The sequence below is a fragment of the Brevibacillus sp. AY1 genome (assembly GCF_029870785.1).
Taxonomy (GTDB): domain Bacteria; phylum Bacillota; class Bacilli; order Brevibacillales; family Brevibacillaceae; genus Brevibacillus; species Brevibacillus invocatus.
The window spans coordinates 1-14703 of record NZ_JAFLPN010000022.1 but is presented as its reverse complement, the minus strand read 5'-3'; the positions used below and the strand labels follow the sequence as shown (position 1 = coordinate 14703).

Here is a 14703-nt window from a genome sequence, read left to right as displayed (position 1 = left end):
ATGACTCAACCGGGCTATCAAAAGTGGCAAAAAACGAAACGTTGATCATCCGACCCTTATTTTTGCAGGGCTTGTCAGCTTCTATGTACAATACAATGAAATGGATAGGCGGTAGAATACAGAAGAGGAGCGTGGAGAGTGCCATGAAAAAAGCATTTCAGCTCATGCTGGACAATTGGGAGAAGATGAAGCGAAGCGTCGAAGAGGATGCTGAAGAAGATGCCGATCAGTTCGAAGCGTCGTTTTACGCATTGTTTGCAGAGGTGCGTGCTTGGTATGAGGGTTTGGAGGAACAGCCGAAAACACTGGACGATGCTATGAAGCAAAAAGAGATCAAGAAGATGGTCGAGCAGCTGCCAGCAGAAATCCTGCTGAATTTCGAGACAGAGCTGGAATGGATCATCGAAGGCGAAATGCGTGTCGAAGACGAGAGGTATGATTAAAGCATTTTTGAAAAAAATGCTAGAACATTTTTGAAAAAAATGCTAAAGCATTTTTGAAAAAATGCTGTTGACCTGCATCTAATCAAAAAACGCCCATGCGACTTGCAAATCGCACGGGCGTTTCGGTTTTGTTAGGAGATCGTCGACTCTCTGCGTTTCCAGTCCATCGATCACAGACCGCCAGACTGCAAAGCTTCAATGACACGGATCGTTTCATCTACGCTGCGTCCTACCTTGGAATTGGAGACGACGGCATATTGGACAATGCCTTCCGGGTCGATGATAAAGGTAGCCCGCAGAGGAGCTTTGGAGGCCTCGTCCATGACACCGTAGCTGTTGGTGGTCTCCTTGCTGTAGTCGGAAGCGAGCGGGAAGGATAAGTCAGGTGCAGGCAATCCGATGCGTGCTGTCATCGATGTATCTCCTCGTTTCTCTGAATAGAAATGTCTTGGTAATAAAGTAACATCCTATTTCTTATTCAAAAGAGCCGAACAATTCTCGAAGGTAATCCCGTCGTCCATGCAAAATCCGATGAATAACGACAGTATCCTCCATGATCCGGTAAAAGATCAAATAGGGATGTACCACTATAAAACGGTATCCTCGCTGTATGAGCGAATATTCATCTTCTGATAGTACAGAGCCCATATTTGGGAAATCTACCAAACTTGAAATGCGATGATCCAGTTTTTGCAACAAATGATCTGCGGCAGAAACATTTTCTTGGGTTAAAAACGAAAAAATTTCATCCATATCATCGATTGCAGCAGGAGAATAGACGACTTTATTCCTTTGCGTCATCCAGCTTCCTCCGCATTCTCGCTATGACTTGGTCATGGTCAGACAGAGGCTCTCCCTCAGCTACTTGCTTCTCAGCTACTAACAACTTCGACTGTAGTTTGATGCGGGCTTCCATACGTTGAAAGGCTTCATGACTCATCACAACCAGATCAGCTTCTCCGTTCCGTGTAAGAATGACCGGCTCATCTATTTCATGGCAGTATTTTGAGAAACCGTTATAGTCTTGGCGAATTGTAGTCGATGGTTTTATTTTCAATGACATCAACCCCTATTTAAATATCATTATTCTGACGATATTATATCATTAAATTGACAGCAGTGCCATTTCCATGTGATCTCGATTCACACTAGTACGGGATACGCAGCGAGATGACCGTCCCCCATCCAGCCTTGCTCTTGATCCGCAGGCCATACTCGTCTCCAAAAGCGAGCTTTAGCCGCCGATGCGTATTGAACAATCCGATATGCTTGGACTGATCGAGAGAGCCATCCAGCTTTTCCCGAATCAGGAGCAGCTTGTCTTTGGGAATCCCGACCCCGTTGTCGATGACCTGGATCGCGAGCGAGTCTTGCAGGGCTCTGATCTTGATCTTGATGATGCCATAGCTCTGCTTTTCCTTGATTCCGTGATACAGACTGTTCTCGATCAAAGGCTGCAAGATCAGCTTCAACACCCGTATCTCACTGATCGATTCATCCATCTTCCAAACGACGTCAAAGGTATCCTTGTAGCGCACCTTTTGGATTTCGATATAGCTCAGCGTATAGGTCACCTCATCCTGCAGCTTCACCCATTTGCTTTCACCTTCCAGCGAGTAGCGCAAAATATCAGCCAGATTTTCGACCATTTGATTGAGGACATTGGGTCTTCCGGTCAGACTGGCCGCTTTCCAGTAGATGGTTTCCAACGTATTGAACAAAAAATGCGGGTTTAATTGGGATTGCAGAGCGGATAGCTCCATCGCCTGAGCCTTGTATTCCTGCTCGGATAATTGAATTTTCAAATAGTTTTGCTCGATAAAATTTTTCAGTGTGACCTGAACGATAAAGCTGTACACATCGTTTCCTCTCTCGGGCAAAGGCGGCAAGGGAAGTCCTTTTTCCGCAGCGTGAAAGAGGTTGAGAATGCTCTTGATATTTTGGCGATTTTTTTTGCTCAGCTGATAGGCGAGAGCCGTCCCACACAAAAGCGAGAGGATCAGCATCGAGAGGGCCAATATGCTTAATTGTCTAGGCAGCCCGTACAGGGAGTACTCCGGGACGATGGAATAAAAACGCCAGCCGTATTTCTCGGAGCTGTGCATGGAAACGATGTAGGACTCTTCCCCGATCTTGAGCGGAAAAAAGGAGGAGTGGTTGGCCATCAGCTCGCTTACATTCAGATTCAGATAGTCACGAACGTTTTTTCGGAAGATGACCTCCTGATTCTTGTCGACGATGAGCAAGCTCTGATCCTTGAGGAGCGAGAACTCGGATAAATAATACTCGATATAATCGTGCTTGATGTTAAAGACGATGACGCCATCGTCGTTATCGGAGACGGCAAGCTTTTTATACACGCTGATGAATTTGGAGCTGGTGACGCGGTTCTCCACCTCATACCGCGTGACAGCGCGGGGCTCTGACCAGACCAGTGCCTTGCCTTTGTTATTTTCCAAAAAGGTGTCGAACCAGGTGCGGTCGTGGAAATCCTGCAATTCGACGAGATGTTCGTCGGCAGAGGTGAAGATACGCTGCTTGTCATTTTTTAAATAAATGTAGATGGAGTCGATATACGATCGTGAGATGGCAGGGGAGTGTAACAGCTTGTGCAGCTTGGAAAGGCGCTCCTGGTCTTCTGCGGTGATGTGTTCCTTCTGAAACAGATTTTTCAGGGGAACATCCATTTCCCGCGCGACCAAATGCATGTTCATCAAGACCTGCTCGTCAAAAAACAGCCTGACCTTTTCCTCGGAATGCTTGAGCAGATTGATATTGTTGGTGTCGATTTCTTCCTTGACGTATTGCTGGATGATGATCGTGGTGAGCGTTCCCAGGATGAATACAGGAATCATCATCGGGATCAGGAAGGTAGCGAGGTTTTTGATGAAAAAGGCATGGTACATTTTTCGTTTGTCCATACGCCATTCCTTTACTCCCAATTTCGAAACTCCCTCGGGCTTTTGCCCACATATTTGCGGAACGTACGGGTAAAATTTTTCACGTTGCTGTATCCGACCATTTCGCTGATGGTGTAGGTCCGGTTGTTGACATCCATCAAAAACTCCTTGGCTTTCTCCATTTTGACGCGGATCAGATAGTCAGAGAAATTTTCACCTGTTTTTTTCTTGAAGTATTTGCTCAGATAGTAGGGGTTCATATGGACAAGACGGGCGGCATCGTCGAGTGTGGCTTCCCGGTAGTTTTGCTCCAGATAGCTTTTTACCTTGGCGATGACAGTCTCCGGGGCAGCGGACTCCTTTTCTTCCGGCACTTTTGTGGATGGGGATTGTGATCCCTTGCTTTGATCCAGCTCGATTTTCAGCTTACGAAATACGTTCTCCAGCTCATTGTACTTGGTCGGCTTGACGATGTAGCTTTTCACGCCGTAGGAAAGGGCCTGCTGGGCATACTCGAACTCTCGGTAACCGCTGAGAAAGACGACCTTGACGGGTGAGTTCTGCTGGTGCAGCTCACGTGCGACATCGATCCCGCTCATGACGGGCATCTGAATATCACAAAGGATGACATCAATCGGCTGTTTGGCGACGACATCCAGCACTTCCCTGCCATTTTCAACGAGACTTGCGATCTCGAAGCCGAGCTCGTCCCACGGGAAGTACTGGCTGAGTCCGTTTCTGATTTCGAATTCATCGTCCGCGATTAATAGTTGATACATCCAGAAACCTCCTTTGCATCGTATCGTGAAACAGCGTTGGCAGCTTGTTTTCTGTAGTATATCATGCGGAAAAATCTCAAAAAGCAGGGGATATACGTGAAGTGGTCAAAAGATGATACCAAATGCAAAATAGGATACCTGTTTTTTATGGGGTAATTGATTTAAATATTAAATATATACAGAAATTTCAGTTTTATCAATGAAGGGGGTATAAGTGGTATGAAACGATGGGGAATGGCCTTGCTCGCAACGCTCATGCTTTTGGCTGCGGCTTGTTCCAAGCAGGAGACTCCGAGTGCGGCTCCGGGAGACGCTCAAACGGCTCAGCAGGCAGAAAGCGCGTCGAAGGAACAGAAGCTGGTCGTCGCGATTCCAGCAGAACCGGGACCGCTCGATCCGGCTGTCTCGATGGACAACTCGGCATGGAAGCTGACGTACAATTCGTATGAACGGCTGATTGAGTACGATGGCGAAAAGACAGATCTGGTGCCGGGATTGGCCAAAGAGTGGAAGGTAAGCCCGGACAACAAAGTGTTTACGTTCTCCCTGGAGTCGGGACACAAGTTTGCCGATGGCACAGAGGTGAATGCCGAAGCCGTTAAGTTCACATTTGATCGCCTCTTGAAGGTAGGTAAAGGTCCATCCGATTCGTTTGCGATGATCGATCAAGTGAAGGTCATCGATCCGCTTACCGTCGAGTTCCAGCTGAAAGAACCGTACCCGCTTTTCCTGCCGCGCTTCACGAACAACTATGCTTCGATCATCAATCCGAAAGTGATGGAGCATGAGCGCGACGGCGATCTGGCGCAAGGCTGGTTGGCCGAAAATACAGCGGGAAGCGGTCCGTATCAGTTGACAGAGTATAAAAAGTCGCAATATTACAAATACACTCCCAACCCGCATTCCAGCATCAAGCCTGCGATCACGACGGTTTACTTTCAAGTCAGCTCGGATGTTTCCGCGACTCGCCTAAAGCTGATCAAAGGCGAGATCGATATCGCAGAGGGAATCCCGGTAGATCAGCAGCTGGCCCTGGAAAAGGAAGAAAATGTCCAGCTGATCAAGTCGCCATCCCTTACGGTGGACTATGTGTACATGAACATCGGCAAAGGACACGAAGCGTTGAAGGATGTTAAGTTCCGTCAAGCGTTGAACTATGCGGTGAACTATCAGGCGATCATCAAAAATGTGCAGCAGGACACCGCGATCCAGTTGCGTGGACCTGTTCCGGAAGGCTTGTGGGGACATGACGAGAACGCCAAAATGTACACCTATGATCTCGATCGTGCGAAGCAGCTGTTGTCCGAATCTGGCAAGTCCGGTGTGGAATTGACCCTGCTTTACTCCGACCAACGGGCAATATGGGAGCCGATCGCACTGGCATTGCAAAACGATTTTTCACAAATCGGGGTTCAAGTCAAGCTGAACAAGGTAGCCTACGCGACCATGCGTGAAATGCTCGACAAGGGCGAATTTGACCTGAGCTTGGGGATGTGGAGTCCCGATACTGCAGACCCGTGGGAATTCATGTCGCCGTGGTTTGATTCCGAACGTTGGGGGCTGTCTGGCAACCGTTCTTTCTACAAAAACGAGGAAGTCGACAAGATGCTGCGTGAAGCTGCCTCGATCCAGGATCAGGAAAAACGTTTGCAGCTGTACCTGGACGTGACCAAAATCGTCAACGAGGATGCGGTCTACATTTATCTGGATCAGCGCCAATTCCTGCTGCCGATGTCGAAGAAGGTACAGGGCTTCAAGTACAACCCGATGCTGGAAGGCATCTACAATCTGGATGAAATGTCTGTCAGTCCATAAACGAAAGGTGTGAAGGATGGATGTGGGCAGTCATACGCAATCGTCTGCTCATGCTGATCGTCGTCATCTTTGGCGTCTCCTGCATCACCTTCCTGATGTCCAACGTCATTCCGGGCGATCCTGCCCGGATGATCGTTGGGGTCAAGGCGACGGAGGAAACCTACCAGCGAGTGCGCGAGCAGATGGGCCTGAACGATCCGCTTTACGAGCAGTATCTGAACTATATGCAAGGCCTTTTGACGGGGGATTTGGGCACTTCGCTGCGAACTCAGCAGCCTGTTATCGAAGATTTGATTACATACTTTCCCGCCACGCTAGAGCTGGTTCTGTACGCATTTCTGATCGCGATCATTCTCGGCGTATTTATTGGGGTCCTGACAGCCGTCAAAAACAACAGCATGTGGGATCATATCGGAAGGATTTTTTCGATAAGTGGCGTCTCGCTTCCCGTTTTTTGGAGTGGCTTGATGGCCATTATTCTGTTTTACGGTGTGCTTGGGTGGCTGCCTGCTTCTGAGCGGCTTGACCTGTTCATCGATGCACCGCCTACCATTACGGGCTTGTACACCATCGACAGCTTGCTCGCCGGGGACATGGAGGCCTTTTCCAACAGTGTGCTTCATCTCATCATGCCAGTCTCGATTTTGGCGTTCGTCCATCTATCGGCGATCACCCGCCAGATTCGCGCATCAATGCTGGATGTTTTGCAGCAGGATTACATCAAAACGGCGCGTGCCAATGGTATTTCCTCCAGCTTTTTGATCATTCGCTATGCGCTTCGCAATGCCTTGATGCCAGCAGTTACGGTCGTGGGATTGTCCATCGGCTCGTTATTAGGAGGAGCAGTCGTGACAGAGACGATCTTCAACTGGCCGGGCATGGGCAAATATGTCGTGGATTCCATTGGCAGCCTCGACTTTCCTGCGATCATGGGCTTTACGATCCTGATTGCCATCGGCTATGTCCTGATCAATCTGCTGGTGGATCTGCTGTATATGGTGCTGGATCCACAAATTCGTGAATAAGGAGGAACAGCATGCAAACGCCACAAACATCACCAGCCAGCCATCCTGCAGTTGTTCCTGAGCGAGTGCCCGGGACGGTCCAAATCTTTTGGAGTCGATTTCGAAAGAATCCGCTGACGATGGTCGGGGGCGTGATTTTTATAATGTTTGTTCTGATCGCTCTGCTCGCACCCGTGCTGACGGGCAATGATCCGAACCAGGTACGTATGGATTTGGCCTTGCAGAAGCCTTCAGCCGAGCACTGGTTTGGTACGGATGAAGTCGGCAGAGACCTGTTTGCCCGTGTCATCTACGGCACCCGGCTGTCTCTCGGAATGGGGATATCGATCATTATTGTGGCTGGGCTGGTCGGGACGATTCTCGGCGCAGTTGCCGGCTACCTGGGCGGAAAAATCGGACAGATCATCATGCGCATCATGGATGTGATACTCGCATTCCCCACGCTGATTTTGGCGATGGCGCTCTCGGCTGCGATGGGGCCGAGCCTGATGAATGCGATTTTGGCCATCGTGATTGTCAAGATTCCGGCTTTTGTCCGTCTTGCCCGCAGCGAGACGCTTGTCGTGAAGGAAAAGCTGTTTGTGAAAGCGGCCCAGACCTTTGGGCTGTCGGATACGTGGATCATTGTCCGTCATATCATTCCCAATGTGATTACACCTGTGATTATTCAGATGACACTGGATTTGGGAGATGCGATCCTGATGGTGGCGACCTTGGGCTTTTTGGGACTTGGGGTGCAGCCGCCGACCCCAGAGTGGGGTGCGATCATCAGCACAGGCTGGCGTTATTTTCTCGATCAGTGGTGGTACCCGACCTTTCCGGGGATTGCCATCTTTCTCGTCACAATCAGCTTCAACATTATCGGGGATGGGCTTCGCGACATGCTGGATCCCAGATCAGCGAGGTAGGTGATACACGATGCTGCTTGAAATAACAGACCTGTCCTTGTCCTTTCACACCCTATACGGCACCATGCCTGTTCTCGATCGCGTCTCGCTGTCCATCGAGCCCGGAGAGATCGTCGGGATCGTCGGGGAATCGGGCTCGGGAAAATCAGTGACAGCCCAGTCGGTCCTTCGCTTGCTTGATCGCAATGCGACCTATACAGGGGGAAGCATTCGTTTCAAGGGGCAGGACGTACTGGGGATGAAGGAAAAAGAGATACAGGGATTGCGCGGGAAAAAAATCGGCATGGTGTTCCAGGAACCGATGACGGCACTCAATCCGACCATGCGCATTGGCAAACAGCTGGCAAACGTCATTCGGAAGCATCAGGGAGTGACTCAGGCAGAAGCGGATCGCTTGGCAGTGGAGGCCTTGGCAGCAGTGCAGATGAAGGACCCACAGAAGGTGTTTCGCCAGTATCCCCATGAATTGAGCGGGGGCATGCGTCAGCGTGTGGTGGTGGCCTTGGCGATGTCGTCACCGCCAGAGCTGTTGATTGCCGATGAGCCGACTACTGCGCTGGATGTGACCGTGCAGGCCGAGGTGTTGAAGCTGATGAAAGAGCTGAGCACACAAACAGGGACGAGTGTCATGCTGATTACGCACGATATTGGCGTGGTGGCGAATATGTGTGATCGGGTGTATGTCATGTACGGGGGAACGGTGGTCGAGTCTGGAAAAACCGAGGAAGTCCTGTTTCATTCCAACCATCCCTACACACGCGCCCTGATCGAGGCTTTGCCGGAAGGAAAGCCGAAAAGCCAGCCTTTGAAGGTCATCGAGGGGGAATCCTTCAACGCTAGGAAACGGCCAGTCGGCTGCGTCTTTTGGGATCGTTGCCCCAAGCGGACGGCACGATGCCAGGAGAAACCGCCAGTCGTTGAGGGCCTGAATGGCCATCGGATCGCCTGTTGGGAGGGAAAACGATAGGATGCTGACCGTACAAGAGCTAGAAAAATCGTTTGGCACTACCAAGGCGGTGGACCAGGTAAGCTTTCATATTCAAAAAGGCGAAACCTACGGATTGGTCGGGGAGTCCGGCTCCGGCAAGAGTACGATCGGCAATATGATTTGCGGGTTGCTGGCACCCACTCAAGGAGTTGTCTCTTTCTTTGGAGAGGAGCTGTGGAAAAACAATCGCTTCCATCGCCCAAAACCGGGCAGCCTGCAGGTTGTTTTTCAGGACCCGCAGTCTTCCCTGGATGTGCGCATGAACATCAGGCAAATTATCACCGAGCCTTTGCGCGCATTGCCGCGTGAGGAGCGACTGAAAAAATCGTCAGACGACTATTTGAGGGAATTGGTAAGACGAGTAGGGATGCATGAGGATCATCTCACACGCTATCCGCACGAATTTTCCGGCGGACAGCGTCAGCGGATTGCGATCGCCCGAGCCATCATTACCGAGCCTGCATTCCTCATTCTTGACGAGCCTACTTCCGCGCTGGATATCTCCATTCAGGCGCAAATCCTCAATCTGCTCAAGTCCTTGCAGCAGGAGCTGGGGCTTACCTACTTGTTTATCTCGCACGATATGTCGGTCATCCGGTATATGTGTGATCGTGTCGGCGTGCTGTATCATGGTAGACTGATAGAGGAAAATGAGACAGAAGCTTTGTTTACGGAGCCGCAGGAAGCGTATTCGCAACGTCTGCTGGCCAGTCTGCCACAGATGACAAAACGGTCATGACCGTTTTTTACATGAAAAGCCTGACGGGATGAGGAGATCGCACGGGCAAGAGAGGGGGCCAACATTGAGATTTGCTATTGGACAGCTGGTCCATGAAACCAATACGTTTGCTTCTGGCATCACGGATGTAGCCACATTCCGGCAGCAGGAATGGCTGTATGGAGAGGATATCATCCGTGCTCACACGGGCGTGCGCAGCTACATAGGCGGGATGATCGACAAAGGTAAGGAGCTGGGCGCAGAGCTGGTTCCGACCTTTTCAGCGGTTGCTTATCCATCAGGGATCATCGAAGAGGACACTTGGGAGCAGCTGAAGCAGAATTTGGTAGCCAGTTTGAAAGCAGCGGGGGAGTTTGACGCTATCTGCTTGAGTCTGCACGGAGCAGGTGTAGCACAGCATCGTGCACAGATCGAAGAGGATCTCATGCGCTGTTTGCGTCAGGAGTTCGGAGAAGAGCTGCCGATCGGGGCAGCGCTGGATTTGCACGGAAATCTGAATGAAGCTTTTGTGCAAGCAGCCGATCTGCTGCTAGGCGTCAATCTGTATCCGCACACGGATGAATACGACAGGGGAGCAGAAGTGATCCAGCGGATGTTCGAGCTGGTTTCAGGCAGGATCAAACCAGTGATGCACCTGACCAGACTGCCGTTATTGGTGCCTACCTCCACTACGAACCAAGGTCCTGCAGCAGAGGTGAATCGGCTCTGCGAGGAATGGGAAGCGCGACCAGGCATTTTGGATTGCACGTTTTTTCACGGTTTTCCGTATACGGACACACCCTATGTAGGGGCATCTGTACTCGTGACAGCTGATGGGGACGATAAGCTGGCGAAAGAAGCGGCAGATGAGGTAGCGAACCAGATTTGGGCGCGCAGAGAAGCATTCATGCAAAAGCATCCGTCACCTGACACGGGAATCCGCACTGCACTTGCTGCTGAGGGGCAACCGGTGGTGATCAATGAAACGTCCGATAATCCGGGGGCTGGTACACCGGGGGATGGGACGTACCTGCTCGCGGCGCTGCTTGCGGCCAACCAGCCCCATACTTGCTTTGGCATGCTGTACGACCCGGAAGCTGCTCGCATGGCGCATGAGGCAGGACCGGGGGCAACGATCCAGCTTCGACTTGGCGGGAAAACGGACCAGCTGCATGGTCAGCCCGTGGAAGCAGAAGCTTACGTCAAAGCAGTAACGGATGGCTCATTTATCCGAACCTCTCCGATGGGAGCGGGGTCACTTATACGGATGGGGCGCTCTGCACGTCTGGTGATCGGGAACGTAGACGTCATCGTCTGCTCCAAAAGGGCGCAGGTGATGGACGACGAGATTTTCCGTTTGCACGGAATCGACATCACCCGCTACAAGCTTGTGTGCCTCAAGTCAAGCCAGCATTTTCGCGCCTTTTTTGAACAGCATGCCGTACGAATTTTGACCGTCGATTCACCTGGACTCTCCACTCTGGATGTCACCACTTTTCGCTATCAACAATTGCCCGAGCCTGTCTACCCGCTTCATGCTGGCATGAAATGGTCGGCTGGAGACGAAATATAAGAAGGCCTTTCAGGACTGACCCTACCGCGCCGGTAAGGTCAGTTTTTATTTTACTATCGGAAAGTGTTGAGTGCGCTAAAGCGCTAAAAAGATTAGCGGAAGATAGTATAAGTGCAACTAAGGCTCCGCCAAAAGCTTGGCGTAGCCAAGTTTTCTAACAAAATGATCAGCTGGTCATGAGGTCATTTTGCTGATGCTGCATGTTTCCCCTTGGATCGCTCGGTCCTGCATTTTTCGGTCTGACGGTCGACCTGTTCGGCAATTTCCAACCCGCTCTGATCGTCATGCTAGTCACCATCGGAATCATGATCGTGAGCATTTACAAGATCGGGAACAAAGCTCCCCGAGCAGAACAAGCAAAATCATAGGCAGGAACGAAAAATAGCGGCTGTCCCGAGTAATGTGTAGAAGGGGGACAGCCGCGTTGCTATCGTTATGACTTCGATATTTCGTGAATGGTCTGGATGCCTCCATACCGCGGCTCTTGCTGCGTGCGTACCGCCCAGCTTCTGGTGCCGTATTCATAGTGCCACCATTCTTTTGGATAGTTGACAAATCCGCCTTCGATCATGAGATGGTAGAGCAGACGACGATTGTCCCGGATGGCTCTTTGCTGCTCGGTAGGCTCTGAGATTTCCTCAAAATATCGGGTCTCAGCCATATCGCTGAAGTCGTCGAAATCCGTACCCATATCCAGCCAGCCGTCCGGTCCCGCGATGGTCAGATCGATCGCACCCCCAGAGAGATGGGGAGAAGGCTTTTGCCTATCTGTAGTCGGCAGAGCAACGAACTTGCCGAGCTCAGCTTTGAGTGCAGCTCCTTCCTGCCAGCCCTGACGCAAGAGAGATTGACGAAATTGCTCATAGAGAGAAGCCTGTACCTGTGTGGATCGCCAGCCGTCCAGTGCGACCAGATGAAAGCTGGCAGGCAGCTTTTCAGCGGCGGCGATCAATCGCTTGGCGGCATTTTCCCGCAGGTAGATTTCAGGAAGTGCGCCATCGTACCCCTGATGATAATAAGCCGAGTAGACAGCTATTTTAGGTGAAAGCGTAGAAAGCGCAAGCAAGGGTTCGCCACATTCTTGCAAGACGGACATGTTGGCAGTTGACACTTCCGGGATCGGCGGGATAGAGGGATACATCACAACTTTCACCTCGTCAATTCGTTTTGGGAATATGGTATCATATTTAAATTCAAGTAAAATACAAATATTTTGATTTTTGACGCCCGTGCCTAGAGATGTGTAAGGAATGGCAACCCTTTGGCAAGGGTCCTTCACATCTTCCTTGTGGTAGAATGGGGATGAAGCAACTACCTATGGTTTTGAAGGGAATCTGCGAATGCGTAATAGAGAAGGTATGGAATTACAAATACGTCGTTTAGGACACGGGGATGTAGAAGATATAAGAAAGCTGATGGAGGATGTCATCTCTCGTCTGCCTGCGCAGGATCTGTTTGCGATGGACGAAGAAGGCTACTTGCAAGAGCTCATTCAAGAGAAGGGTGAAATCTATGGCGCCTACCTGGATGGGAAGCTCGCAGCCTATACGGTTTTGGCTTTTCCGGGAATGAGCGAACAAAATCTAGGACGAGAATTCGGGGTGTCGGAGCAGGAATTGCCGCTTGTTGGCGTACTGGACTCAACGGTGGTTCACGAGTCTGTTCGAGGTCTGGGATTGCAGAGACATTTCCATGAGCTGCGCGAAAAACGTGCGCGGGAGAAAGGGTGTCTGTACCTGTATTCCACCGTTCATCCTGAAAATCATGCGAGTATGAAAAATTTGCAGGCGGCAGGCTTTACCCTTCAATTTACTCGCCCGATGTACGGAGGGAAAAACCGGCATTGCTTTGCAAAGCGATTATTGTAAAGAAGCAAGCAGAACGAACGGATTGCATGGTATGATCCAAATAGAACGAACCAAAAACAAATTGCTTCAAGGTTGAAAGACGGCCTATTTCCGTGATCTTAGAAGCGAGAGAGACCATACAGGGGAAAAGGAGATTTTACGACAAATGGCTATTAAAGCGATTCTATTTGATTTGGATGATACGTTGCTGTGGGACGAGCGAAGCGTGAAGGAAGCGTTTCAAGCGACCTGCGAAGAAGCAGCCAAGCATTACGAGGTAGACACAGAGCGTCTGGAAGCTGCGGTTCGCAGCGAAGCTAGGGCCATCTATGAAGCCTTCGAGGCATTTCCATTTACCAAAATGATTGGGATCAATCCGTTTGAGGGATTGTGGGCTAAGTTTGCGGAAGGGAAGCAGGAAGAGTTTCGCAAGCTCCAGTCCTTTGTCCCGCTTTACCGAAAGGAAGCGTGGACACGCGGTCTGCGGGCCATGGGCATTGAAGACGAAGAGCTTGGCTACAAGCTAGGAGAAATGTTCGCTGCGGAAAGAAGAAGCCGACCGATCGTTTATGAAGAAACCTTCGAGGTGCTGGACCAGCTGAAAGAGAAGTACAAGCTCCTTCTCCTCACCAACGGATCACCTGATCTGCAACAGGAAAAGCTGGCTGGCGTACCCGAGCTCGCGCCTTATTTCGATCACATCATCATTTCCGGTGATTTCGGTCAAGGCAAGCCTGCACCATCCATTTTCGAGCACGCCATGAGCTTGCTGGAGATCACAGCAGAAGAAGGCGTGATGGTAGGAGACAAGCTGACGACAGACATCCAGGGTTCCCATGCAGTCGGGATGCGCAATATGTGGATCAATCGACACGGCATGCCGCTCACGGGCGATATCGTCCCTTCCCATGAGATTGTAAGTCTGCGGGACATTCAGAAGGTTATTGATTCGTTAGAGGAAGCTTAAAGAGTGGATTTGTCTTTGCCCGCCAAGTGGTTTGGGGGGTTATTTCTTTTGGAAAAAGAACCTTAGTGAAGCAAGGTTGTGATACAATAATTTCCAGGTTATTCCTTATTGAATATAGGTGAAAAGGGAAGTGTACATGATTATATCTATCACTTTGACGGCAATCATCGTGGTACTGCTTATGTACCGTTATAAAAACAGAGAAGAGATCGAGTCAAACCTTGGATTTAAAATCGTTGGATACTATCTTTTGGGTGCGTTTACCTTTCGGATAAATGAGCTTGCTTTACCTCTGGGTTTCATGATCTTTCTCTTATTTTTCCGGCCAACAACCATGCTTCGCAATTGCGGTTTTCAGATGATTGGGGAAATATAAGAAGTGAAATGAACATAGAACCTCATGCCCGACTTGAAAAAGGTTGACTTATGATTTAATCAGTAGCACGGAAAACGGGTTCATCCAATATGACGTTGCTTTTTCATCTGAAACGAAGGAGTATACGATCCGGCGTCAAAATGTTGGCGAACGATGGCTGCAATATGATCGTCTTGTATTTGCTTCGAGGTTTTTTGAAGTGTTAGATGAAATTAAGGTTCGCAATGTATCGATTGCTCCTCCGTTTGAAAGGAATATTTTAATCAGTGATGGAGAATTAGCCTCTTATGTGAATCAATTTCATAATTGCTCATCTTAAAAATATACAGACTGCTCCAATCTCTTCTTTATCCTTTTTTAAAAA

At 49.9% G+C, this 14703-nt stretch carries 16 protein-coding genes and 1 pseudogene; 11 read left to right on the top strand and 6 right to left on the bottom strand.

Translation table 11 applies throughout. The features are described from left to right. Window positions 1-143 precede the first annotated feature (143 nt). Window positions 144-443: a hypothetical protein gene (locus JZI27_RS16700; protein ID WP_280208341.1), complete on the top strand. Its 300-nt coding sequence runs from the start codon at window positions 144-146 to the stop codon at window positions 441-443. Window positions 444-613: 170 nt separating this feature from the next. Here JZI27_RS16700 and JZI27_RS16695 read toward each other — a convergent pair. The 5 genes and pseudogenes from JZI27_RS16695 to JZI27_RS16675 all read right to left on the bottom strand — a co-directional run. Further along, window positions 614-823 (bottom strand): annotated as a pseudogene (locus JZI27_RS16695) (redoxin domain-containing protein); the annotation flags it as partial. 94 nt (window positions 824-917) lie between these two features. Continuing rightward, window positions 918-1244, bottom strand: coding sequence for a type II toxin-antitoxin system RelE/ParE family toxin (locus JZI27_RS16690; RefSeq protein ID WP_122910814.1), 327 nt, complete (start codon window positions 1242-1244; stop codon window positions 918-920). Beyond that, on the bottom strand, window positions 1228-1506 hold the full coding sequence (locus JZI27_RS16685; RefSeq protein ID WP_245997193.1) for a type II toxin-antitoxin system Phd/YefM family antitoxin: 279 nt from the start codon (window positions 1504-1506) through the stop codon (window positions 1228-1230). The genes JZI27_RS16690 and JZI27_RS16685 overlap by 17 nt, the downstream gene beginning before the upstream one ends. A gap of 85 nt (window positions 1507-1591) precedes the next feature. Further along, entirely contained in the window at window positions 1592-3364 is a 1773-nt protein-coding gene (locus JZI27_RS16680; protein WP_251245008.1) for a cache domain-containing sensor histidine kinase, read from the bottom strand. An 11-nt stretch (window positions 3365-3375) separates the two neighbouring features. Then, window positions 3376-4122, bottom strand: coding sequence for a response regulator transcription factor (locus tag JZI27_RS16675; RefSeq protein ID WP_280208338.1), 747 nt, complete (start codon window positions 4120-4122; stop codon window positions 3376-3378). Between the two features lie 219 nt (window positions 4123-4341). Here JZI27_RS16675 and JZI27_RS16670 point away from each other — a divergent pair, with 219 nt between their 5' ends. From JZI27_RS16670 to JZI27_RS16640, 7 genes are all read left to right on the top strand, one after another. Next, window positions 4342-5937: an ABC transporter substrate-binding protein gene (locus JZI27_RS16670; protein ID WP_122910810.1), complete on the top strand. Its 1596-nt coding sequence runs from the start codon at window positions 4342-4344 to the stop codon at window positions 5935-5937. Between the two features lie 20 nt (window positions 5938-5957). Then, window positions 5958-6962 carry an ABC transporter permease gene (locus JZI27_RS16665; protein ID WP_122910809.1) on the top strand — a complete coding sequence of 335 codons (1005 nt, stop codon included), beginning with the start codon at window positions 5958-5960 and terminating at the stop codon, window positions 6960-6962. Between the two features lie 11 nt (window positions 6963-6973). Next, window positions 6974-7870 carry an ABC transporter permease gene (locus JZI27_RS16660; RefSeq protein ID WP_280208335.1) on the top strand — a complete coding sequence of 299 codons (897 nt, stop codon included), beginning with the start codon at window positions 6974-6976 and terminating at the stop codon, window positions 7868-7870. A gap of 10 nt (window positions 7871-7880) precedes the next feature. Continuing rightward, a complete protein-coding gene (locus JZI27_RS16655) occupies window positions 7881-8837 on the top strand; it encodes an ABC transporter ATP-binding protein (protein ID WP_183185237.1) in 957 nt (318 codons plus the stop codon). Window position 8838: 1 nt separating this feature from the next. Further along, window positions 8839-9597: an ABC transporter ATP-binding protein gene (locus tag JZI27_RS16650; RefSeq protein ID WP_122910807.1), complete on the top strand. Its 759-nt coding sequence runs from the start codon at window positions 8839-8841 to the stop codon at window positions 9595-9597. Window positions 9598-9661: 64 nt separating this feature from the next. Then, window positions 9662-11149, top strand: coding sequence for a M81 family metallopeptidase (locus JZI27_RS16645; protein WP_280208334.1), 1488 nt, complete (start codon window positions 9662-9664; stop codon window positions 11147-11149). A 200-nt stretch (window positions 11150-11349) separates the two neighbouring features. Then, window positions 11350-11517, top strand: a complete 168-nt coding sequence (locus JZI27_RS16640; RefSeq protein ID WP_280208333.1) for a hypothetical protein — start codon at window positions 11350-11352, stop codon at window positions 11515-11517. Between the two features lie 65 nt (window positions 11518-11582). Here JZI27_RS16640 and JZI27_RS16635 read toward each other — a convergent pair whose 3' ends face one another. After that, entirely contained in the window at window positions 11583-12290 is a 708-nt protein-coding gene (locus JZI27_RS16635; RefSeq protein ID WP_280208390.1) for a M15 family metallopeptidase, read from the bottom strand. Between the two features lie 199 nt (window positions 12291-12489). Between JZI27_RS16635 and JZI27_RS16630 the strand changes: the two genes are divergently transcribed. The 3 genes from JZI27_RS16630 (at window position 12490) to JZI27_RS16620 (ending at window position 14339) form a co-directional block, all read left to right on the top strand. Further along, window positions 12490-13017: a GNAT family N-acetyltransferase gene (locus JZI27_RS16630; protein ID WP_122910803.1), complete on the top strand. Its 528-nt coding sequence runs from the start codon at window positions 12490-12492 to the stop codon at window positions 13015-13017. Between the two features lie 145 nt (window positions 13018-13162). Next, window positions 13163-13963 carry an HAD family hydrolase gene (locus JZI27_RS16625; protein ID WP_122910802.1) on the top strand — a complete coding sequence of 267 codons (801 nt, stop codon included), beginning with the start codon at window positions 13163-13165 and terminating at the stop codon, window positions 13961-13963. A gap of 130 nt (window positions 13964-14093) precedes the next feature. Beyond that, window positions 14094-14339, top strand: coding sequence for a hypothetical protein (locus JZI27_RS16620; RefSeq protein ID WP_280208332.1), 246 nt, complete (start codon window positions 14094-14096; stop codon window positions 14337-14339). Window positions 14340-14703 lie beyond the last annotated feature (364 nt).